Annotated in this window: 22 protein-coding genes; 1 reads left to right on the forward strand and 21 read right to left on the reverse strand. The window is 62.8% G+C overall.

Annotated features, from left to right (window positions below):
* Positions 1 to 5: 5 nt before the first annotated feature.
* The 13 genes from NKJ72_RS11765 to NKJ72_RS11825 all read right to left on the reverse strand — a co-directional run bounded on the left by NKJ72_RS11765 (position 6) and on the right by NKJ72_RS11825 (position 9041).
* Positions 6 to 218, reverse strand: coding sequence for a hypothetical protein (locus tag NKJ72_RS11765; protein ID WP_352477187.1), 213 nt, complete (start codon positions 216 to 218; stop codon positions 6 to 8).
* Between the two features lie 46 nt (positions 219 to 264).
* Positions 265 to 801 carry a hypothetical protein gene (locus NKJ72_RS11770; RefSeq protein WP_352477188.1) on the reverse strand — a complete coding sequence of 179 codons (537 nt, stop codon included), beginning with the start codon at positions 799 to 801 and terminating at the stop codon, positions 265 to 267.
* The gene (locus NKJ72_RS11775; RefSeq protein ID WP_352477189.1) at positions 798 to 1118 is read right to left on the reverse strand and encodes a hypothetical protein; all 321 of its coding nucleotides are present in this window, start codon (positions 1116 to 1118) and stop codon (positions 798 to 800) included. The genes NKJ72_RS11770 and NKJ72_RS11775 overlap by 4 nt, the downstream gene beginning before the upstream one ends.
* Positions 1119 to 1321: 203 nt before the next feature.
* The gene (locus NKJ72_RS11780; protein WP_352477190.1) at positions 1322 to 1798 is read right to left on the reverse strand and encodes a hypothetical protein; all 477 of its coding nucleotides are present in this window, start codon (positions 1796 to 1798) and stop codon (positions 1322 to 1324) included.
* Complete coding sequence (locus NKJ72_RS11785) at positions 1795 to 2130, reverse strand: hypothetical protein (RefSeq protein ID WP_352477191.1); 336 nt, start codon at positions 2128 to 2130, stop codon at positions 1795 to 1797. Before NKJ72_RS11785 ends, NKJ72_RS11780 begins: the two co-directional genes overlap by 4 nt.
* 1 nt (position 2131) lies before the next feature.
* Positions 2132 to 2647, reverse strand: coding sequence for a TIGR02594 family protein (locus NKJ72_RS11790; RefSeq protein ID WP_352477192.1), 516 nt, complete (start codon positions 2645 to 2647; stop codon positions 2132 to 2134).
* Between the two features lie 22 nt (positions 2648 to 2669).
* Complete coding sequence (locus NKJ72_RS11795; protein ID WP_352477193.1) at positions 2670 to 3689, reverse strand: phage late control D family protein; 1020 nt, start codon at positions 3687 to 3689, stop codon at positions 2670 to 2672.
* Positions 3690 to 3692: 3 nt separating this feature from the next.
* Positions 3693 to 3926, reverse strand: coding sequence for a tail protein X (locus NKJ72_RS11800; RefSeq protein WP_352477194.1), 234 nt, complete (start codon positions 3924 to 3926; stop codon positions 3693 to 3695).
* On the reverse strand, positions 3923 to 4345 hold the full coding sequence (locus NKJ72_RS11805) for a phage tail protein (protein WP_352477195.1): 423 nt from the start codon (positions 4343 to 4345) through the stop codon (positions 3923 to 3925). Before NKJ72_RS11805 ends, NKJ72_RS11800 begins: the two co-directional genes overlap by 4 nt.
* On the reverse strand, positions 4342 to 6480 hold the full coding sequence (locus NKJ72_RS11810) for a hypothetical protein (RefSeq protein WP_352477196.1): 2139 nt from the start codon (positions 6478 to 6480) through the stop codon (positions 4342 to 4344). The genes NKJ72_RS11805 and NKJ72_RS11810 overlap by 4 nt, the downstream gene beginning before the upstream one ends.
* A gap of 147 nt (positions 6481 to 6627) precedes the next feature.
* A complete protein-coding gene (locus tag NKJ72_RS11815) occupies positions 6628 to 6963 on the reverse strand; it encodes a phage tail assembly protein (protein ID WP_352477197.1) in 336 nt (111 codons plus the stop codon).
* Between the two features lie 9 nt (positions 6964 to 6972).
* Entirely contained in the window at positions 6973 to 7512 is a 540-nt protein-coding gene (locus NKJ72_RS11820) for a phage major tail tube protein (RefSeq protein WP_023674536.1), read from the reverse strand.
* A gap of 32 nt (positions 7513 to 7544) precedes the next feature.
* A complete protein-coding gene (locus NKJ72_RS11825) occupies positions 7545 to 9041 on the reverse strand; it encodes a phage tail protein (RefSeq protein ID WP_352477198.1) in 1497 nt (498 codons plus the stop codon).
* A 242-nt stretch (positions 9042 to 9283) separates the two neighbouring features.
* On the opposite strand from NKJ72_RS11825, the gene NKJ72_RS11830 reads away from it, so the two are divergent.
* A complete protein-coding gene (locus NKJ72_RS11830) occupies positions 9284 to 10072 on the forward strand; it encodes a class I SAM-dependent methyltransferase (RefSeq protein ID WP_352477199.1) in 789 nt (262 codons plus the stop codon).
* A gap of 60 nt (positions 10073 to 10132) precedes the next feature.
* On the opposite strand, the gene NKJ72_RS11835 is transcribed toward NKJ72_RS11830, so the two are convergent.
* The 8 genes from NKJ72_RS11835 to NKJ72_RS11870 are packed head-to-tail and all read right to left on the reverse strand — an operon-like array spanning position 10133 to position 20153.
* Positions 10133 to 10969: a hypothetical protein gene (locus tag NKJ72_RS11835; protein ID WP_352477201.1), complete on the reverse strand. Its 837-nt coding sequence runs from the start codon at positions 10967 to 10969 to the stop codon at positions 10133 to 10135.
* 15 nt (positions 10970 to 10984) lie between these two features.
* The gene (locus NKJ72_RS11840; RefSeq protein WP_352477202.1) at positions 10985 to 13087 is read right to left on the reverse strand and encodes an SGNH/GDSL hydrolase family protein; all 2103 of its coding nucleotides are present in this window, start codon (positions 13085 to 13087) and stop codon (positions 10985 to 10987) included.
* Positions 13080 to 13427, reverse strand: coding sequence for a hypothetical protein (locus NKJ72_RS11845; RefSeq protein WP_352477204.1), 348 nt, complete (start codon positions 13425 to 13427; stop codon positions 13080 to 13082). The genes NKJ72_RS11840 and NKJ72_RS11845 overlap by 8 nt, the downstream gene beginning before the upstream one ends.
* Positions 13424 to 13927 (reverse strand): DUF4376 domain-containing protein, encoded by a 504-nt coding sequence (locus NKJ72_RS11850; RefSeq protein ID WP_352477205.1) that lies wholly within the window; start codon positions 13925 to 13927, stop codon positions 13424 to 13426. The genes NKJ72_RS11845 and NKJ72_RS11850 overlap by 4 nt, the downstream gene beginning before the upstream one ends.
* Positions 13924 to 15000 (reverse strand): hypothetical protein, encoded by a 1077-nt coding sequence (locus tag NKJ72_RS11855; RefSeq protein WP_352477206.1) that lies wholly within the window; start codon positions 14998 to 15000, stop codon positions 13924 to 13926. Before NKJ72_RS11855 ends, NKJ72_RS11850 begins: the two co-directional genes overlap by 4 nt.
* Before the next feature lie 11 nt (positions 15001 to 15011).
* Positions 15012 to 18206, reverse strand: coding sequence for a DUF4815 domain-containing protein (locus NKJ72_RS11860; RefSeq protein WP_352477207.1), 3195 nt, complete (start codon positions 18204 to 18206; stop codon positions 15012 to 15014).
* Positions 18207 to 18210: 4 nt separating this feature from the next.
* Complete coding sequence (locus tag NKJ72_RS11865) at positions 18211 to 19299, reverse strand: phage tail protein (protein ID WP_352477208.1); 1089 nt, start codon at positions 19297 to 19299, stop codon at positions 18211 to 18213.
* The gene (locus tag NKJ72_RS11870; RefSeq protein WP_352477210.1) at positions 19299 to 20153 is read right to left on the reverse strand and encodes a baseplate J/gp47 family protein; all 855 of its coding nucleotides are present in this window, start codon (positions 20151 to 20153) and stop codon (positions 19299 to 19301) included. Before NKJ72_RS11870 ends, NKJ72_RS11865 begins: the two co-directional genes overlap by 1 nt.
* Between the last annotated feature and the right edge of the window lie 3 nt (positions 20154 to 20156).

The following is a 20156-nucleotide window of genomic DNA, read 5'->3' on the forward strand; positions in this document are numbered from 1 at the left end:
AATGATCAGCTGGTCGCGGCGGCCTTCGCCGCTTCGATCTCCTCGGACGTGGCTTGGCGCTCGAACACCTCGAACACAGATGGGCCGCCGTTGTTGTGCGGAAGGCCGAAAGACTTTTCAGCCGGAAAGCCGGGACCGACCGAACCCGCCTCGATACCGTTGATCTTGATTGTCGAAACGTAGTTGCCGTTGGTGTTCACCTTGATGGTCGTGGTCATGTAAGTGTTCCCTTTGGGAGATTGCCCGGAACCGCCGGGCGCGGACTTAAGGCGTCAGCTCGGGCGTCAGCGGCATGAGCGTCGCCGGCGCCGGCACGATGTCGAAAAAGACCGTCGGCGCCGAGACCTCGATCGGGAAGGCCAGCTTGTGCAGCACGTTGCAGATGTACGTGAAGCGCGCGTCGTAATGCGCTCGGCCGAGCGCGGTGGCCAGCGGAATGGTGACCGAGCGCTGATAGGTCTCGCGGCCTTCCGGCGGATAGCTGTCGATCAGCGGGCGGCGGCCGACCGTATAGGTGGATGGAACATGCACGATGCCAGCCGAATCGGTCACATAGCGCTCGACCATCGAGGCGCAGATCCGGTTCTGGATGACCGTGTACTGGATATCCAGCACGCCGCCCTGCGGCACCTCAGGCGTCAGGACCATCGCACTTTCGAACATGGTCGGCGGCTCTCTGTCGAGCACCGACGAAATCATGCTGGCGAGGCCGACAGCGGCGAAGATGGTCATGAGAAAGACAATGGCCGCCGGCGCGCTCATCTTGCGCCAGAAGGCCACAAACGATCGCTGCAGCATCATTGCTTGCCTCCGGAGAAATAGGCCAGGACCTGGTTGAGGGCCACGAGCGCCCCCGCAACGATCAAGAGCAACTTGACGGCCGTCTTGGCGATCCAACTCACCCGCGTCCACAATTCGACGACCTGAAAGCCGGCCTTGAATTTCTCCTCCTCGAGGGCGAGGAACAGCTCGAGCCGGTCCAACTGCCACTTCGGCAATTTGCCGAGGCGGATGAAGTTGTCCCGTTCGGCCGAGTTTAGCCTGTCCAGCCATCCCACTGTCTCCGTGTCGATGTCGAGGAGTCTGCGTGGCACCTTCCGGTCTTCGGCATCATTCATTTCAGCTCCCTCGTCCGCCTTACCGGGTCAACACTTTGACGTTTCCGGCCAACGCCTTGTGGCGCTTTCCGCAATCGCCGAGGGAAAGGCGATCTTGCGACCAAAGCCGTGTCGTTTCTTCAAGCGACATGTCCCGATGCGGAACCGCAACGACCGCGTTGCAGTCCGCGAGCAGCCCAGCATCGACATGCCTCTTCGGCGGGTCAACGACCGACGGCATCGAGCTGTGTTGACACCCGGCCAGGAATAGCAACGCGGCAAGCGCCAGCGCCTTTGGGATCGGCATCCGTCTTTTCCTTTTCGGCTTTCAGAGCATCTTCCAGAGATGCGATCGCGACCTTGTCCAGGACGCGCTTGTCGAAATAGTTTTGGGAGATGGCATCGAGCTCGGCCTGCTCCGCGGCGGCCTTGGCGGTTTGCGCGGCGAGCGCCTTGCGCTGCTGTTCCTGCCAGACCAGGCGCTCGTTCAGTTGCCCGGCCGCATACTGGCGATCGACGCGGCCGTCGACGAGACTTGCGAGCGCCGGACCGGCATAGGGGATGTAGCGCAGCGGGCCGATCGGCACGCCTTCGTAGGTGAAGACGATGCCGCCGGCGACGACCAGTGGCAGTCCTACGCGGGAAGTGGCGAAAGTCCAGATCGGGCCGAAGATCGCCAAGAACGGAGCGAGGGCAATCATTCGCCAGTTCCCTTGGGAGGGTCAGTCTGCACCGTGATGATTTGGGCTGGCCCCGGCGTGGGATCGACTGGCGGGTCAGCGTATGGCCGGGCCGCTCGAGTCGTGTAGATGGCGACGACGTCCTGCATGGTGGCGAAGCCGGTATAGCCGAAGACCAGCACCATGATGATCAGTTGCCATCCCCATGCGATCGTCTCGTTGACGCGCGTATCGGGCGCGTTGATCAGGATGAAAAGCTGGTAGCAGGCCCAGACCAGCGTCGCGTAGAGCATAACCCTCCGCCACAGCCACGACGGTTCGCCGTTCTTCCGCCGCTCGATCTGGGGCGCCATGCTACGCCTCGTTCCTCGACAGCGTGCCGTCGCTGTTGAGCAGCGGCAGGTTGTAGCGCTCGGCCAGCGGCGCCGTGCCCGGCCAGCGGAAGCCCTTGATGCGTGCATTCGGGCCGGAGAGGGCGAACGGCTTGATCGACACCATGTCACCCTGGTTGCCGCCCAGCACCATGATATTGCCGTGCTGATCCTTGCCGACGACGAAACCGACATGGCCGAGGCCGCTGTTCGGTGAATTGCGCCAGAAAATGACAATGCAGCCGAGGGCGGGCCTGTCGAGTTTCACGGGAAGGTGCAGCCAGGCTTGCGAAGACGCGCCGCCGGCGACCGGCTTGATGCCGGCTTCCGCGAGCACGCCCCCCACGAACGCTCCGCACCAAGGCGTCTCATCGTCCCTGATGCCGGTGCCAACATCCTTGAACCAGTCGAGGATGTTCGGGTTGTGGTGCGGGCCGTGGATTTCGCGCTGCCCGACATAGGCGCGCGCTTTCTGCAGCCAGAGGGGATCCGGCATCATGGCAGTTCTCCTATTGAGTGAGTTATCGGCTGTCCGTGCCAGCGCCGCCCTTGGGCTGCTTCAGCCCGAGCGAAGTCGTGAAGCCGGCGCCCTTCGAAATGCTATGGCCGACGGTATCGATCTGGTAGGAGCCGTCGATCCCCGGGCGGGCGCCTGAGACGGTGCAGATTGCCTCGGGTTCGGCGACCGCATTGCCGATGATCGTGACGTTGCCGCCACCCTTCTCGCGGTCCGATTCCTTGCCGTGCGCCTCGCCCTTCTTCTTGGCCTGCGCCTTGTTGGCGACGGTGACCAGCGCCCGGAGCTTGCTGTCGACGTCGGCTATGCCGGTGTCGACCTCGACCTCAACGCGCTGGCCTTTGGCGCGGTCGAAGTAGGACAGGGCGACCTTGTTGAACTTCGGCCGGCTGATGATCGGCGAGATGTCCCATTCCAGCAGGTTGTCGCCCCACCGAGCGGCGATCGGCGTCAGCGGGCGGCCAGAGGACGAGATGCCCTCGTTGCGGGGCGAGAGAAAGCCACGCGAGCCGATGATCTTCAACGTGCCGCCGACCTCGCGCGCGATGCGCTGACCCCACGAGACGAAGCTTTCGTTCTGCTGGATCCAGTAATCGCGCTCGACCGACGCAAGCGATCCGAGAACCTGCATCTGAATGCCGGCCTTCTCGCCCCATTCCGACGCGACGCTCTGCAGGGTCGCATGGTCCTTGTGCCGCAACGATGGCTGCTTGGCCTTGCCGCCATGGTCGATCGAGCTGGCCGTGACTTTGATCTCACGCCCGGAGCCTTTGCTGCCGGTGCTGTTGGCGTCGGAAACGAAACCTTCGAATGCCCAATTGCCGTTGATCTCGACGGTGACCGTGGCGCGCTCCCGCGGCAACAGCACAAGGCCATCCTTGTCGGCCAGAACCATGCTGCAGGAATCGGAGGCCTCGCCAGCCGATCGCTGGATCTCGACGCTTTTCAGCAGCGGTCGGAAGCGGCTTGTCACGTCCTGGCCCGCGATCGTGACCTTGTAGTTGCCCTGGATGAAGAAGTTCACCGGTCAGTCCCATAGCCTGATCACGTCGCTCTTTTTCGCCTGGTCACTGATCTCTTCGACCGGCAGCTTGACGATGCTGCCGACGGTCAGGAATGGGGATTGGAGGGAGAGATCCTGGTTGAAGGCCAGCACGCGCTCGAAATAGCCGACGGGCTGCCGGCGCAGCAGGCGCCAGATGACCTGCGACAGCGTCATGTGCTCGGACTTGATCGTCTCGGCGATGAACTTCTCGGTCACTGGAAGAGCCTCAGGATAGAGGATGCCATGCCGATCCCGGGCGAGCCGACACGAATGAGCTCGACCGTGAACTGGACCTCGCGGCCGACACCCTTGTGATCGAGGTAGCCGCTCTGGTTGGTGATGCCTTGGATCAGCACCCAGCCGAGCGGCGTGAAATCGCCGCGCATGAGCGGCAAGGGAATCGATGCTGCTCGAGCTGCCTCGAGCGTCGCCAGAGTGCCGAGCCCGCCGAAGTGCTCGGGATGAATGACCCCAGTGAGCGTGAAGCTGCTTTCGTCGTCACCCATGCTTTCGTAGACCGGAGCGACACCGACGACCTCATGCTTGGCGAATGACGATGCCGTCTTGCTCTCCGTCTCGGTCAAGTTGGTCACCAGGTCGAAAACGACCGGACCGAGCGACATTAAGGCGGTCATGGCACGACTCCGAAATCGGAGTGGGCACGGCGGATCTGCGCATCGACGGCCGAGTGGGCGTTGGCGGCAGCCGTTGCGGCTTGCGTCAGGGTGGCTACCAGCTGCCTGGCGGCAGCAAGCGCAGCCTGAATGGAGGACTGATCGACGGTCGGCATCGCCGTGACGGAAAGTGCGTCCTTCATTTCGGCACCGGCCTGCTTCGCTTCCGCCACGCCAGGCGGCGGCGCAGCGCCCCGGCCGACGCGGTGCCATCCGCCCTCGAAGGGAACGCCGTCGAACATCCGGTGATAGTTGTCACGGTCCTGCGTGGCGCCCTGCGAATAGACCTTCGGTGGCGGCAAGCGATTGTCCCTCGCATTCGAAGCCGAGGTGTCGCGGATGAATTTCCAGACGGCAGCGCCACCCACCAGAGCGCCTAACGCCCACGGGTTCATCAGCATGGCACCAATGCCCTTCTTGCCGGCGGCGCCTGCAGCTGCACCGCCGACTACGCCACCGCCGCCCTGCGCGATCGCCGCTGCCGTCAAGGCCGCCGCTGCGCTGTTGAGGGCAGCACCGGCGGTGATCAGACCGTAGATGCCCGCCGCGACCTTCCATGTGCCATAGGCGGCCACGCCGGCACCCAGCACGCCCATGCCACCCAGCACGCGAGGGTCGCCCTTGGCAACCATCTCGGCGAAGGAGTTGATGGTGCCCGACAGCGCGTTTAGCGCCGGCACGATCACCGGCATCACAGTCTCGCCGACGGAAGCCGAGAGATTGCGCAGTGATTCCTGAAGGCCGCGATAGGCGACGAAGGGATCCTGCCCGGCGGCAGCATCGGCCGCCTCGGTGCCCATGCCGCGATTGTAGAGGCCGATCAGCCGCTCGATCTGGGGCATCTGGGTGATCAGCCGCGTCAGCAACCCGGTGGCGCTGGAATTGCGTGACAGGCCCGACACAGCCTTGGCGACAGCCGTATCGTTGTTGATGTCGACGCCATCTTTCTGCAGGGCCGGTACAAGGTACTTCTTGACCCATGCATATGGGTTGGTGCCGAACAGGTCGGAGTCGACCAGGTTGCCCTTGCCCTCGCCGGTGCGCAGTCCCATCCGCCGCTGCTCGGCAAGGTTCGGCTTGCTGGCGTTATCGCCGGCGCCGATCACGAACGACTTGTACGCCATGGCGAGTGCGGTGCCGGCGCCGTCGGCGCCCATGTCCTGGATCATCGCCGGAGCGACTGTGGCAAGGAATTCGGGGCTTAGACCGGGACCGGCAATGCGCGAACGCCGGGCGAAAGACCACATCGAGCCGACATCGAAGTCGTTGCCTTCGATCTGCGATGCCTTCACGAAGGCGTCGATCAGCGTGTTGACGTTCTTGACGCCTTCAGCGCCGGCTGCGTTCGTGCCCAGATTGTCGAGGCCCTTCATCAAGCCCATAAGACTGGTCGTGGCAGCCTCGATGCCCTTGGCAGATTGCAGGGTGACGAACCCCTGCACCATGCGGTCAAGCACTTCCATGCCGCGTTCGGTGGAGCCCATGGTGTTGCGCGCCGTCCGCGCCATTTCCATGATGTCGGTGATGTTAACCGACGGATACTTCTGCGAGAGCTGCTGCGAGCGCTGGAAGATCGTGTCCTGCTCGCCCTGCGGGATGCCAGCCATGCGCTGCCGGAAATACTCCCGCTGGCGCTCGGCCGAGGCGCCGATCGCCTCGCGGCCGAGCACGCCTGTCATATAGACGCCGGTATAGCCGCCGAGCATCACGTAGGCGGGCCGCAGAGCCTTCTGGATGCCGCGGCTGATCCGGTTGGCCTCGCGCTCGGTCTCCCGCATGCCGGCGCGGACCTGGGCGAAATGACCAAGTGTAGCCGACTTCCAGGCCGAGATTTCGGACTTCTTCAGCGCGGCGGTCAGGCCGCGACCGGCGATGTCCTTCTGCAGATTGTCCCAGGACCGGCGGACGACGTCGATCTCTCGGGCGCCGAGCGCCATCTTCTCGAGTTGACGCTGGAAGTTCTGCCCCCATTGGGCAGTCGACAGCCGCTTGGCCGCCCTCTCGATCGAGGACATCGCGCCCTCGACCTTCTTGGCCTCGCCGAGACCCATCGCCTGGACGATGAGCTGCAGCCGGCCAACGAGAGTACGTGCCATCAATGCCTCAACGGATTTTCGCGCCCGCAATCTTGGCCTGGAACTCGGCCTTCTCGCGTTCGAGGTTCAGTGCGTCGCAGTAGAATTGCAGGATCCGCAGCCACTCCATGTCGAGCACCTGCGGGAGAGGGGTGTTGAAGGTGTGCGCTACGAGTCCGACGTAAGACCGGCAGCGGGAGGGTTTTGCTCGGCCGCCGCCTTCAAACGGCGGGGTAAGAAAGGGATGACGGCCTCGTCGATCGCAAAGCGATCGTCGTCGTCCATCGCCTCATATACCTCGAGCGGGAAGTCGAACATCGGCGGGATGGGGCGCTCGCCTCGGCCGAGCGCATCCATATACTGCTCGACCTCTTTGCCGCTGACGCGCCGGATCTTCACTTCCGTCCACGTCTTCTCCTCGAACTCAATCGGGAATTCGAGCGGCACCATCTTCTCCCGCTCGGCGGTGCTTATGACCCGAGCGGCCTTCACCTGGTCAGCCATGCGTCACCCTTACGAAAGGCCGAGATTGCGGGAGACGGCCTGCAGCGTCGACACGGCGTCGATGCGCAGCCCGTTCGGACCCGCGAAATAGTCAAAGTAGATCTTCTCGGCCGCCCCGAAATAGAGGTGGTAGAACAGGATTTCGTTGATCTCGTAGTCGCTCGAGATCCCGTCATCCTTCTTGAATTCCGAGATTTCCGCCTTGGTCATCCGCCCCTCGACGATCGCCTTCAGGGGGATGTCCTCGTGGGTGCGGATGTCGCGGATGTTGCCGCGGATCGTGTATTTGATGCGCGCGGCGCCGGCCGGCATGAACCGCGGCATGACGGTCGGGTTATAACCCTCGAGCGAGAAGGCGAGCGGCGCAATCGTGAAGGACCGCATGCCGAGCTTGATCGACGCGACGGCACCGCCGCCCATGTGATCCTTGGTCTGCTCCTCCATCCCCGGGATCTTGACGGTCTTCAGGGCGAGGAACTGCGACTCGGTCGGATCATCGTCGCCGATGAACAAGTTGGCCGAGTCCAGGTTGAAAAGTGTGTTGGGCATGAAAGTGTCTCCGGTCTATTGTAGGAGGCTGCTTACGCGACTTCCTGGTTGCCGAGCTGGATGGAAATGCTGCGGACGAGACCGTCCAGCGCCTCGGCATAGCGCCGCGACCGGATGGTGATCTTGCGCAGCACCGGCGGCTCCTCGGCCTTGAAGGTCAGGTCGATGTTGCCAAGGCGCAGTTCGGACGGCGTGTTGACGTCCGGGTCGAACTCGATCCGGTAGTCGAGGATGTCACCGTTCGCCTTGAAGCCGCGAAGCTGGGTGTCCAGCGTGTTGATGATCGCCTGCACCGTCTGGGCTGTGAGATTGTAGCGGCCGAGATAGGTGCGGACGGCACGGACCTGCATCAGTTCGATGTAGTCGCGCATCCGGCAGACGTTCGCGAACAGCCATTCCGATTCCTGGCTGAGCGTGTCGGTGCCCCAGAAGGTGAAGCCCCCGTCGGTCAGCGCACCGTCGACGCCGGTATCGCCGCGGAACATGATGCCGAACGAGATGGCGAGGTCGTCCTGGCCGACCACGGCTGGGTCGGTGATCGAGAACGGGATGATCGGCGTGACCCCGACGATGCCGAACACCTGCTGGTTGGCGACCGAATGACCGGGCACGCCGTCGCTTTGTGCATCCCGGCGGACGTAGAGACCGACGATGTAAGGCGACAGGGGCTTGGTCACGACAGCGCCGGTTGCGTCGAGGATCTTCGCATCCTGGCGCAACGGGTGAAGAATCCGCTGCGAGCGCGCAAGAGTTTCCAACCAGTCGACAGCCGCCGCGCGGGTGTTGGACGGGCCTTCCGGCAGGAACATCGCCTTCAGCCGCTCGCAGATGGTCGGCATGATGGCGCAGACGCCATTGGCAAGCTGCTCGAGCGTGACCGTCGCCGTAGCGCCGACCAGGTTGGCGGAAGCCGCGAAGGACAGCGTTGGCGCGACCGTGTAATTGCCGGGGTTGGTGATTGCCACTGCCGTCAAGGCACCACCGGCGACCGTGAATGTGCCGGCAGCGCCGGAGCCTGTGCCGCCTGTGAAGGCGAGTGCGAAGGTGCCGTTGGTGCCGCCGGCGCCCGGTGCGGTGATTGCCCCAAAGACCAGTCCGCTGACGGTCTGCGAGGTGTAGCCAGGCGCGATCAGCAGGCGAGGGGTGACGCCGAGTTCTTCCGGTGCATCGAGGAACGCCCAAACGCCGGTGCCGTTGGCTTCAACGCCGATCATGTTGGCGATGACGGTGGCGGCCGAGGCGTTGTCGGTGACCCGCACGATCACGCAGCGAGCTGCCCCGACGCCACCGCCGAGCTGGGCGGAGATGCCAGCGAGGGCATCGACCAGCGTGCCAGTGGTGCCGAGCAGCGCCCGCAGCGCCGTGTCGTTGGTGTAGAGGACGACGGCGGTGTCCAGCGGGAAGGCGGCGGCGTCGGCAGCCGGCGCAGTGCCGATGATACCGATGACGCTCATATCAGCGCCAAGCACTGCCTGCGCTTCAATGCCGTCGCGAAGATGCTTCACGCCTACGATGAGTTCCGATGCCATTTCGGCTGTCTCCTGTGGTTGCAAAAAGAAAAACCCGCCAAAGGGCGGGACGCTGGATACTTGACGCTTCGCAACCAAGACCTGTCGAAGCGCCTCGCGGCGGGCTTGCGGTCTTCAATCACAAAAGGCTATGGTTGCAGCGGGTTTAGGGGACCACCCTGCGTTTAGCTGCCATTACCTTCGGAACGAGCATTCGCTCCAACCAGGTAGGCATCAGACGTGCGTGAACCGAGGGGGATTTTATGCAAGAGGACTTCTACTTAAAGGTTGCTGCGGCGCTTTCCATCGACCCCGACGACACGGTGCTGGTGGTATGTGGCGGAGGACATGACAGAAATGTTGTTCAAAGCATCGGCGTCAAGCGAGCTGTTATTTCCAACGTTACTCTTCACAACAATCAGTCTGAGTATGCGCCATTCGATTGGCAATATCAGGACGCGGAGAAACTCAGCCTGGATGACCGCAGCTTCGATTGGGTATTCGTCCACGCCGGGTTGCACCACTGCGCTTCGCCGCATTGGGCATTATGCGAAATGTTGCGGGTGGCTCGAAAGGGCATACTCGTCATCGAGGCAAGAGATAGTCTACTCAACTCGATAGCTGGTATGCTCGGTCTGGTTCCTGATTTCGAAATAGAACCTGTGCTTCTCTCCAAAGGCCAGTTGGGAGGTGTTCGAAACTCGAATATCCCCAACTATGTATATCGTTGGACCGAGCGAGAATTCAGAAAAACTATCTCTTCTTTCGAACCTGCTTACGAGCACGATATATCATTTGCGTATGGTTGGAGGCTTCCATTGCAGCGCATCGCGATGTCGAAAAAAGCCCTCGTTCGGTTTGCCGTTTATGCAGCGAAAGCGCTGGTGCCATTTTTAAAAGCAGTTGCTCCACGGCAAGGGAACAGGTTTGCTTGCATTTGCAGAAAGACAGAGGCGGTGAAGCCGTGGATCAAGCTAGATAGCGATAAAGTCTTGCCTAATCTCGCTTGGATGGAGACGGTATATGATCCGGCGAAATACCGCCGTGGCTAGTGAAAACACATCCCTACAATGTGGCGGCCTCGTACGAGACAAGCAAAAATGGTTGGATGCTTAGGAAAACACCGCTCGTGCCGCTACTCGCGTCCAGTCGGCATCAAGCACCGTCAGCGGATCACGGCCCGAGATCGAAAGATTCTCGACCCAGCCACGATAAAGACGATGGTTGTTCGCTGCGGCGAAGGCTGGCGGATTGCCCCATTTCGGCTGTGTCGCCGAAAAGTCGCCGGTATTGTCCGACCCGATAGCCGAGGTCGATATGACGGCCCCAAGAGCCGATTTGACCCGTAAACCAGTGCCAGCGGCGTTTCGCCAATAACCGATCTGGCAAACCTGCCCGTAATAGTTCGCGCCCATCGCCACTTGAAGTTCGCTCACCGTGCTGCCGCCATTGGTCTGGCGACGTGCGCTTATGAAGTCCGTCGTCGGGTGAGATTGAGAGATCGTCAGCAGGTCGGCCCCGGTAGTGTAGGCACTGGCCGCACTCTGAAACATGGTCTTGATCGACGCAGACGCCCAATCGACAGATGCCGGCAGCTTGGCATAGAGCACGACCATGAAGCGCTCTGTCGTGTTGATGTCTGTCAGGCACCCCACAGGCCCCCGGACATCGGCCCGCGCCAGCAGCCCAGTGAAATCGATGCCATTGCCGGCAAAGACCGGCGAAGCGCCTGCAACATTCCAGCTGCCGTCCGCCGTCTCTGAGATATCCTTGACGGTGTTGCCGTTTACGGGATTGACCCCCGCCGGCCAGCACCAGGGAAAGCCGAAATCGAACAGGAAGGGCACAGCGCCAGCGCCGAGACCGGAAAGCAGTTCGTCGCGCTTTAGCTTTGTCAGCCCGACCGCTGTCGTAGTAGCGGCGGTCTTGAATACGATTGCGTTGCCCATGGTGGCGGGCCTTTCTTAATAAGGATTGACGATGGAGAGGACGGCCCCGGCGATTACTTTGCCGCCAGTTGCGGGATCAGGATGAATGGTATCAACATCGAACCATGGCCGCGTCGAGCCGAACGCATAGTCAGCCGGGTTAACACCGAATAGTTGTTGCATATCGACGAAGGCGCAACCCTTGGTCTTTGCCACCTTGTATGCCTCGTAGGCGTATAGCGGCATCGGATAGAGATTTACCCGCTGGTTGTCCGGTGGCATGGCGATCAGGATGTCGGCGGTCGGGCAGGCCGCTCGCGCGATGTCGACCCACGTTGCGAAATCGCTTCCCCATATGGACGGTACGACATTGTTGCCCTGGCTATTCGGCCCTTCCATGAAGATGATCAGATTTGGTGCAAGCTGCGCTAGACCTGCTCCCCAATTGTCGGAGACCAGCCATTGCGAAAGACGAGCGCCGGACCCCGCGAGTTTGTTCACGGTGACACCCTTGGCGGCTGAGGCGAAATGAACACCGGCAGGCTTGCACGTCCCGGAGACAACACGCACTTCGAAGGTCCAAGCCCCAGAAACCGGCATTCCGGTAACTACTGAGCCGAAACCGAGTTGATCGACAGTGCCCTGCACGTTGATCGTCGTCCATGCGCCGGTGTCGTTCCAGCGATACTCCATCACGCCGTCAGCCGTGTTGATCCAGAAGAGCGTAGCGGCAGATAGGACGGGGAGCGCCACGCCGGTCACGCGCTGCGCCGCAAGAGCCTCAGACGACACGTTGTGCGAGCGGTCTGGTGAGTTCTTGGACGTGTTGTAGACATCAGCCCATGTGCCAGAGCGAGTTACCGGATAGCTGGCTGGATTGACGTTGCCGTTGACCGTCGACGGCGTGCCCGTCGTGAATCGCCCGAAGCCGCACCATCCCGGCCCGGCAGCACCGTAGTCGGCATGGGTCATCAGGCGAGCGGCGAAGCTCTGTATCCACCGCGTTGCGCTTTGGGTGTAGCTGTCGCCGATCGCCGCGATGCTCAGTTGCCGCACCCCACCGTACAGCATCATTGCAAGCCTGCCGCGTGTCTCCCGCAACAGGTACTGGCCCCACGGCTTTGCCTCATTCGGAAGACCATAGGCATTCAGAGACGTGTCAAGGCGTGTCGTAAGCGTGGTGCGATCGCCTCGCGCGGCGACCATTTCTGTGCTCAAATCCTGTCCCGGCGCGGTGGATTGGAACAGAATGTAATTGTTGGCATCCGTGACATAGAAAGTTGCGCCGTCTCCAACAGTCTCGTATATCGACGCCTCAAAGCCAGCCGTCCGCATCGTCAGCAGCAAAATATCCCAGGCGGCGGTATCCTTCTTGACCCGACCGACGATATTGCCAGCGGCGTCCTTCCATATGAATATATCGCTGACTGTGAGGTAACCGACTTGGTCATAGGTGGCGGCGAGCGTTGCCAGGGCAGCATCAAGCGCGGTCTTGCTCGGATAACTAGCGATCAGCGTCGCGACCGTGGCAACGTTCTTGTACATCAACGCGTAGGTCGCGACGCCGTCACCTTTGATCAGGAAAAACTGGCCGTTGACCGTAGCGGCGATGCCAGCGGCGGTAGTGTCGTAGATCACGCCGCCGGCAGCAGCGGCGGCCTGCCCGGCAGATGCCGCTGCATTTGTCTCGCTGGTCGAAGCCTCCGTCGCCTTGGTCGAGGCGACATCGCGCGCCTCGATTGCGCTCGCTGTCGCGGCGGCGGCAGTCTCGTTCACGTAGGCGTCAAGCCATTCCGCCTCGGTCCCGACGAAGCCATTGTCGACCGCCACCTGGTAGGCACTTTTGCCGTCCGCTCCGGTGGCACCTTGGTCGCCGTCGTCACCCTTATCTCCCTTGGTGCCGCGGTCGTCGGTCGCATCAGCGATGTCATCGACGAGCCCCAGCGGACCAAGATAGCCGCCGACGTCCGGCTTAGTGCCTTCGCCGCCGGTCCAGTCGACAACGCGCCGCACCCGCCGTTCGCCATCAGCGATCAGTGCCGTAACCATTGACCAGCCGTTGTAGCCGCGCAGGCCAGATGCGGCGGTCGGGTCGACCTCTACGCCACTGTCGCCGTTTTCGTAGATCGCGTTAGGCATTTGCGGTCACCTGGATATCAACGGGCCAATGGAATTTTCCGGGGATGGCGCGGGCATCAGCGCCTTGCCCCCTCACGAAGTCGAACGTCACCGGCTTCGGCGCCATGAGTGCCGTGGCAGATGCCGGAAGTGCAATTTCTAGCTTTCGGCTGCCTGGCCGGATGATCGTGCCGTCAAGCGTATCTGCGGTCCAAAAGGTTGTTCCACCCTGGGCAAAGCCGGCCCGGATACGGCCGGTTTCCATTTGCTCCGCGTCCCATAAAGCCTGGCCAAAACCGACCAAAATTGTGATTGAGAAGCCGACCTTGATAGGCTCCACGTTCGTGATGATAACCCTCACGGCGCCCACCCACTTTCGATGTCGATTGCGTTCAGCGCGGCGGAGCTGCCGGCCGTGAGGATCGCCGCGCTGAGCTCATCCTCATGGTCGAAACATGCCTGGACATGATTTCGAACCGCTGCCGCAATGGCGATGATGTCCGCCGCCGCAAGGGTCACGAAGACGCCATTCTGCACCTTCCAGCGGATCGAATAGTCAGGGTCGCTGCTCGCGGTCACGAAGGCCGCGATGAGCATTGACGTGCTCTCCCGGTCTGTTGAAATGGCGACGCCATTGATGGCGATGCCGCCCGTCTCAGCCTTCCAGCGACGGGCTGCGAGCAGAGCGAGCTTCTTCGTGCGCAGCACAGCCAGCGTGTCGGTCGGAAGCGAAAAAGCCGAGTTGCTATAGCGATACCCGGGAACGATGTTTTCCGGTGCGGGTATGAAGCCCTCCGGAGGCACGCCCGAGCGGTCGCACTGAACGACAACCCCGCCGGAAATTAGGACGTGGTTTGTCATATCCGCCAAATCCCAACCTGCGAGTAAAGCTCGATTTCGCCAATGCCGGTAGCAACTCCAAACCCGGGGTTTGAGTTGTTGGTAAGCGCGTGCTCAAGCCTGTAATTGTGCCCAGCCACGAGCGTACCGATGCCACTTGAATCGGATTGCATCGTGGGGGACGTTTCGGCAACAGCGGACGTGCCGACCGCGACTACGGCACCGGCGGTGACATCATAAAGTCGAGTCTTGTGGTGAACTCCGCCCCAAGCGGGCGCACGCCACCAACAACGTGCGGCTGCGGAAACGGTAAATGTGTTGCCGCTCAACGTCACGAAGCCGAATGGGTCGAAAACTTTGCTATTGAGCGTCCGAATATTCCAGACGCCGCCGGTAATCGCCCCGCTGCCATTTACTCCGGACAGCTTCTGATCCTCTAACAGGGCGTCCAAAGTGCCACCGGCTGCAAGCGCCCCCTCGCGGAGCATAGCTGCTGTCCAGGTCCGTTGAACCGTCTCGACACCGGCGAGGGCGAGCGCCTGCGTTCCGTCGGCCTTGGTCGCCTTGCCCGCCAGTGTCGCCGCGATGGTGGTGGCAAAGTTCGGGTCGTCGCCGAGTGCAGCGGCCAGCTCGTTCAGCGTGTCCAACGTGCCAGGCGCAGCATCAACCAGGGCGGCGATGGCGGCACTGACTTCCGCCTTAGAGAAGACGTCCAGCGTCGTGCGCGCCGCACCCGCCGAGTTGTTGAGCAGCAGCGTTCGGATAAAGGACGACACCTGGAACGACAGGCGAGCGTCGTCGATCGTGCCGACGATGCTCGAGGCGTTGACGATCGAAGGCGAGAACGACAGCACGGCTGCCGCGACGAAAGCGGTGGTCGCAAGCCGCGTGCTGTTGTTGCCGGGATCCTGCGTCGGCGCTGTCGGCGTTCCGGTGAACGCCGGGCTGGCGAGTGAAGCCCGCAGCGCCAGCGCAGCGAACGCGGCGGCGACGTCGATGTCGATCGCGCCAAGGGCCGAAACGAGCCGGTCGTACGAATCCTTTAGATCCGGCTTGATCGGCAGCTGGTAGCCACGATTTGGGGTGTTTGCCATTGTCAAAAACCTCAGATCGAGAACGCGCGCAGGTCGTTGACCGACGGCCGCGCCGCCGGGGTGCCGGTCAGCGTCAAGCGGATGCGGCCCTGGACTGCGGTGTAGCTTGCATCCGAGAACGTCCTTTCGAGAGTGCCGTCGGCAAGCGCCTCGGCTGAGACCTGCGGCAACGTCTGGAACACGTCGTCCGCAGCGTCGTTGTCAACGACCAGCGTCGAGCCGACCGGCAGCTTGGTCTTCATCACTGCATCGAGCCTGACCGCCGTGCCCATGGCGAAGGCGCGGCTGACGTAGACGCCGCTCGCCTGCATGGTGCCGAGGATGGCCAGCACGTCGCGCCCCATGATTGGCGAGACCTTCTCGGTTCCGGTCAAAATGGCGCGCAGCGCGACATTGCCGGAAAAGAAGCTCTGGCGCTCCCACACCTGCCCGGGCTCGACCCGGACCGGCTGCTCGCCTTCCGGCTCGATCTCGAACAGCAGTCGCGTGTCGCCGGTCGGAAGGAAGACCTGCGCTTCGGCGATGAAGTCGGACAGGTCGAAGGCGGCGATCGTGCCGAGCGCCACGGTCTTCGTGACCGGCGAGAATTTGGCGCCGTTTATGCGGAAGGTCAGATCCTCGTCCTGATGTGCGGTCCAGGTCGATGCGTTCGACGAGGAGAAGCGCACCCCGACCGTGTAGGGCTGGGCGCCGATGAACTCCTGCCGGGCAGCATCGAAGCCGCCGCGCGCCGCCAGCGAGACCGAATGGTCGGGATCGTTGGTCTTCAGCACGAAGGCGGTTTCCTGCCCCTGCGGCACGAAAACAGGCGGGTCGAAGGTGAACTTGTGCCAAGTGCCGATCAGCGCCGAATTCATGTCGGTCTCGGTCTGGGCAATGACATCCGTGGTCGGATAGCCATTGTCCATCGCCACGATCTCGCAAAGCACCGGCTGGTCGACATCGCCGATGGCGCAGAATTTCACCTCGATCGATGCGATGTGGCGGCCTTCGGTGAACTGGAAGGACTGCGCAACCGGGTCCGTGCTGCGGCCGCCGCTGCCGCTATCCTGCCTCTGCCCGCCCCGAGCAGGCGCTTCCTGAAAACGCTGGACCGTGGTCAGCTGCTGGTTGGTGATGAGTTCGATCCGGCCTTGGCCGGTGAACTGCGACTGCGCCGTCGAGCCGCCGCCGCCGACCGCCGAAACATCCTTGGTGCCGGAGGCGACATTGGCCGGGATGGTGAAGGACCCGGCGATGCGCCCGTTGGCGTCGCCGACCAGCGGCCCCGCCGGCGTCACATTCAAATGGTCGAAGGTGAGGCTGGCCAGCGTCTCGCCGGTGCCGAAGCCGTCGATGACGAAGGCGACCGATATCTGCCGCAGGAAACGCGCCGTCACCTCGCGCGTCGACGTGATGATCTCGGTCGTGGTGACGCGACTGCGGTTGCCCTGGCCGAAGACCTGCGTCTCAGGAGACAGCCAGTCGGTGTGCGTTTCGGTCCAGAAATCCTGCGACGGAGTGATGGCCATCTTCGCCGGCAGCGGCGCGAAGGACTGGTAGGGGTTGATCTTGGTGCAGCCGGTCACGGCTTCCTGCGAGACCACGACCTCCTCGGTGAAGTTCAGATATTGCGCTCCCGCAAGCGATATCTCTTCGAAGGCCGGGATGATCGGGATCTGGAAGGATCCGCTGAAGACGGCGCCGTTCTGCGCCTCGCCGGCATCTCGATAGCGATCGTCGTTGAACGGGTCGACAAAGACGCCCTTCTTGGCGACCGGCTCGCGCGACGAAATGTCGAGTTGCAGGCGATCGAGCGCGATCAGGTCGAGCGCGTCGACCAGGCGATTGTACATGCGGTCGATCGTCGAGAACGGATAGGCGCGGATGCCGTTGTTGAGCACGATCGGCGTGCCGAACCAGTCGTTCTCGACGACGCAAAGCGACAGCAGCGTCGCAGGCGTGGCCGGTGGCTGCGGCTGCTCGATCGCAGCGACGCCTTTGAGGTAGACGACCAGGCCGTTGCGGTCGAGGCAGATGCGGTCGAAGCGCGGCAGCTTGTAGCTATAGGTCACGAAGACGGCGCCGCCGGTGACGCCGCCGGAAATCGTCACGCCGGAGGCGCTGACCGCGTCCGGAACCACAGCTTCGAGATAGCGATAGGTCACGTCGTAAGACGAGCCGCCGGCCGGCTCGATGCCGCCGGGTGCCCAATCGACACGATCTCCCGTCCGGAGATAGTCGGCCGTCACGGCATAGGTGGTGGCGCCCTGTTCGACCAAAGATATCGAAGTGACGCCGGCGTGGCCGAGCAGATCGGTCGTTCCGGCCACTGCTCCGCGAAGGACCGTTTCGGTCGTTTCCTTCTCGACGATCACGGTCGACACCGAATTGATCGGCGTCCGGTTGAGCGCAATGACGGCGGTGCCGCTGCCAGCATCGGCAAAGGTATGCGGCTCGGACGCGATGTTGAGCACGTCGGGCGCCTCTAGCTCGCCATAGCGCGTCGCTGTGTTGCGGGTGCGCTTGTAGCCGAGGATGTTGGCCGTGCCTTCCTCGATCGAAAACCACTGCTTACCGGCGGTGAGGCCGAGCGGCGTCACCCGGCAGCCGCGCGCGACGTAATTCTCGTGGGCGTCGTAGTCGTAGACGGCGATCGCCTGATTGAAGCCAGACAGGCTGGGCGGGGCGACCTGGTCGACGACGAAGCCGTCGCGCAGCTGGTAGACCCTGTAGAGGTCGCCATCCTCGCCGTCACCGTCCCAGCCCCATGACAGGGTCAGCACCTCGCGAACGGCGCCATCCTCTTCGAACGAAGCCGTGCCCTCCTGCAGGCCGAGCAGCGTCGGATCCTCTTCATGCGTGACCACGGTCGACAGCGCTCTGACGCCGATGACGACGTCGCCGGTCATGGCAACGGCCGTGAGAACGGCGGCAGGGACCAAGCGAACGTCGCCGCGAAGATAGATCTGGCCGGCGGCGAGGGTGACAGTGGTGGCGTCGATGTCAACGATGATATCGGAACCGCTTACCCGGTCACCATCATGGGCGATGAGGTTGCCGATGCTGGTCCGCTTGCGCCCTTCGATCGAGAACGCCTCGTTGATCTCCGCCCCTTGCGCGAACTTGCCTTCGCGGATGTAGACGCGATCGCGCAGCGCCGAAGCGCGCGAACGGTCATAGATGTCCGGGAAGGCCTCGAGCGGACGATAGTCGTCAAGCGCCATGGGTTCAGATTTCCAATGTGAGCGTTACGTGCTGCCGCACGGTGCGGCGGAATGTGAAGTCGAGCGGCACTGAGCCGATTTTCATGTCGGCCGCGTCGTAGCCGTCCTCGAAAGCGATCTCCCCCGGTGCCAGCCAGAGCTTGCCGGGTTTGGCCATGTTGGCGTTGCGTGCGCGGAAGACGAGGGCGCAAGTCGCCGCCGCCTGGCCTTCCCCATCGCCGAAGCCGGTGCGGCATTCAACCTGCAGCGTGATCGTTTCGCCCACCGCGTCGATGCTCGTCACGTCTTTGAACGAAAGTGGTCGGCGATAGCCTATTGCCGCGCCTGCGCCGTTGTAGAAGCCGACATAGACCGGCAGCCGCAGCATCAGAAAAGCCTTGAACGCGGCAACGTCCTCGACGCCGTCCCACGAAATGCCGGGCGCATCCCAAGGGAAATCGCCCCATTCGAGCTCGTCGCCTTCGTGCACGTCGACGTCGAGCGCGATGCGCTGCGGCTGTCCGGCGACGATCGAGCCGGCGTCATCTTCACCGTGACTCCATTTCACCGAGCCGCCGTCGACTCGAGCGCCGCTGTCGTCGCCCCAGATCACATCACCCCAGCGACCCTGCGCCCATTCAAGGGTGCGGAAGTCGTAGCCGTGCCAGCCTCTAAAGAAGACCGAGCGAGCAGGATCCGAAAGGCCAGCCAGGTATTCGGCGTCGAGCAGGACCGGCAACTCAACGTCGGGGACGCGTCCCATGCCGATCTGGTAACGGTTCCACTTCCGTCGCGCCGCCTTCTGGTCGTCAATGTCGAGATCGATATATTGCAGCCAGGCAAGGGCGGTCGCTACCGCAAGCGGCGTGCCGCGGATCCGCTGCCACGGAATGCCGGCGGCGATCAGCATGTTGGCGTCGTTGAAGTACGACGATATCGGGCCGAGCCCATACTGGGCGACGATCCACGGCGCAAAGCTGGCCGGCAGAACCGGCTGGTATTTCAGGCCGCGGCTGGCGTCGATCGTCGGTCCGAAATAGCCGATACGATCGAGCGATTCTGAGACCGACCGCTCGAGCGCGGTAGCATTGCCTGGCAACAGGTGGTCGGCCATCAACGTTGGCGACCCGAGAATGTGAGCGCGACGGTGCCGACGGCAATGGCGGTGTTTCCGTCGACAACGACGGAGGCTGCCGGCGCCGTCACCTCAACCTTTGCGACACCGACGGCGTGCAGCTTCGACGCGATCCACGACGGATTGAGATCGAAGCCGATGCCGCCCTCGGCAGACCATGCCGCTCGCAACGTTGCCTCGAGGCCGTCAAAGACGGCCATTGGCGTGTCGGGCAGCAGCCAGACCTTCGCGGCAATGTTCGATGTGACCTGCGTCGCCGCCAGAACCTCGACCACGTCGCTGACCACGCGCACGCCTGCCGCTGACACTGCTGAGGTTACGGCCGCCAGCATCGCGGCATCCGGAACGCCACCATTGTCCGACGCCAGCAAAGCAATCCGGATGTTCGGACCGCCATCGACCCGGTACACCCTGACTTCTTTGACCCGCACGTCGGCCGATCGGGCGACGAACATATAGCGCTCTTCCGGTCCGGCCGGGGACCGGCCCTGGATCGCCAGGACAACACGCGAGCGCAAAGCCTCGTCTGTTTCTCCGGCCAGTCGGATGACATCATAGAAGCCGGCCAGGTGATCGAGATCCGAACCGGTGGCGAAGGCGATCAGATTGGCGCGCGCCGCGTCGTTGATGCGGGCGCGCAGAAGAACCTCACGATAGGCCGCCGCCTCGAGGATGATCTTCACCGGGTCCGTTTCGAGGTTGCCGACGTCGTAGTCGACGCCGGCGGCAGCAAAGCGGACGGTCACATCGGCGATCAGAGCGTCGACGACAGCTTCGAAGTCCAACATCTCGATGATCGCTGGCGCCGGCAGCGTCGAGAAGTCGAGCGACATTGA

It is taken from the genome of Mesorhizobium sp. M0045, from assembly GCF_040323385.1.
Taxonomy (GTDB): domain Bacteria; phylum Pseudomonadota; class Alphaproteobacteria; order Rhizobiales; family Rhizobiaceae; genus Mesorhizobium.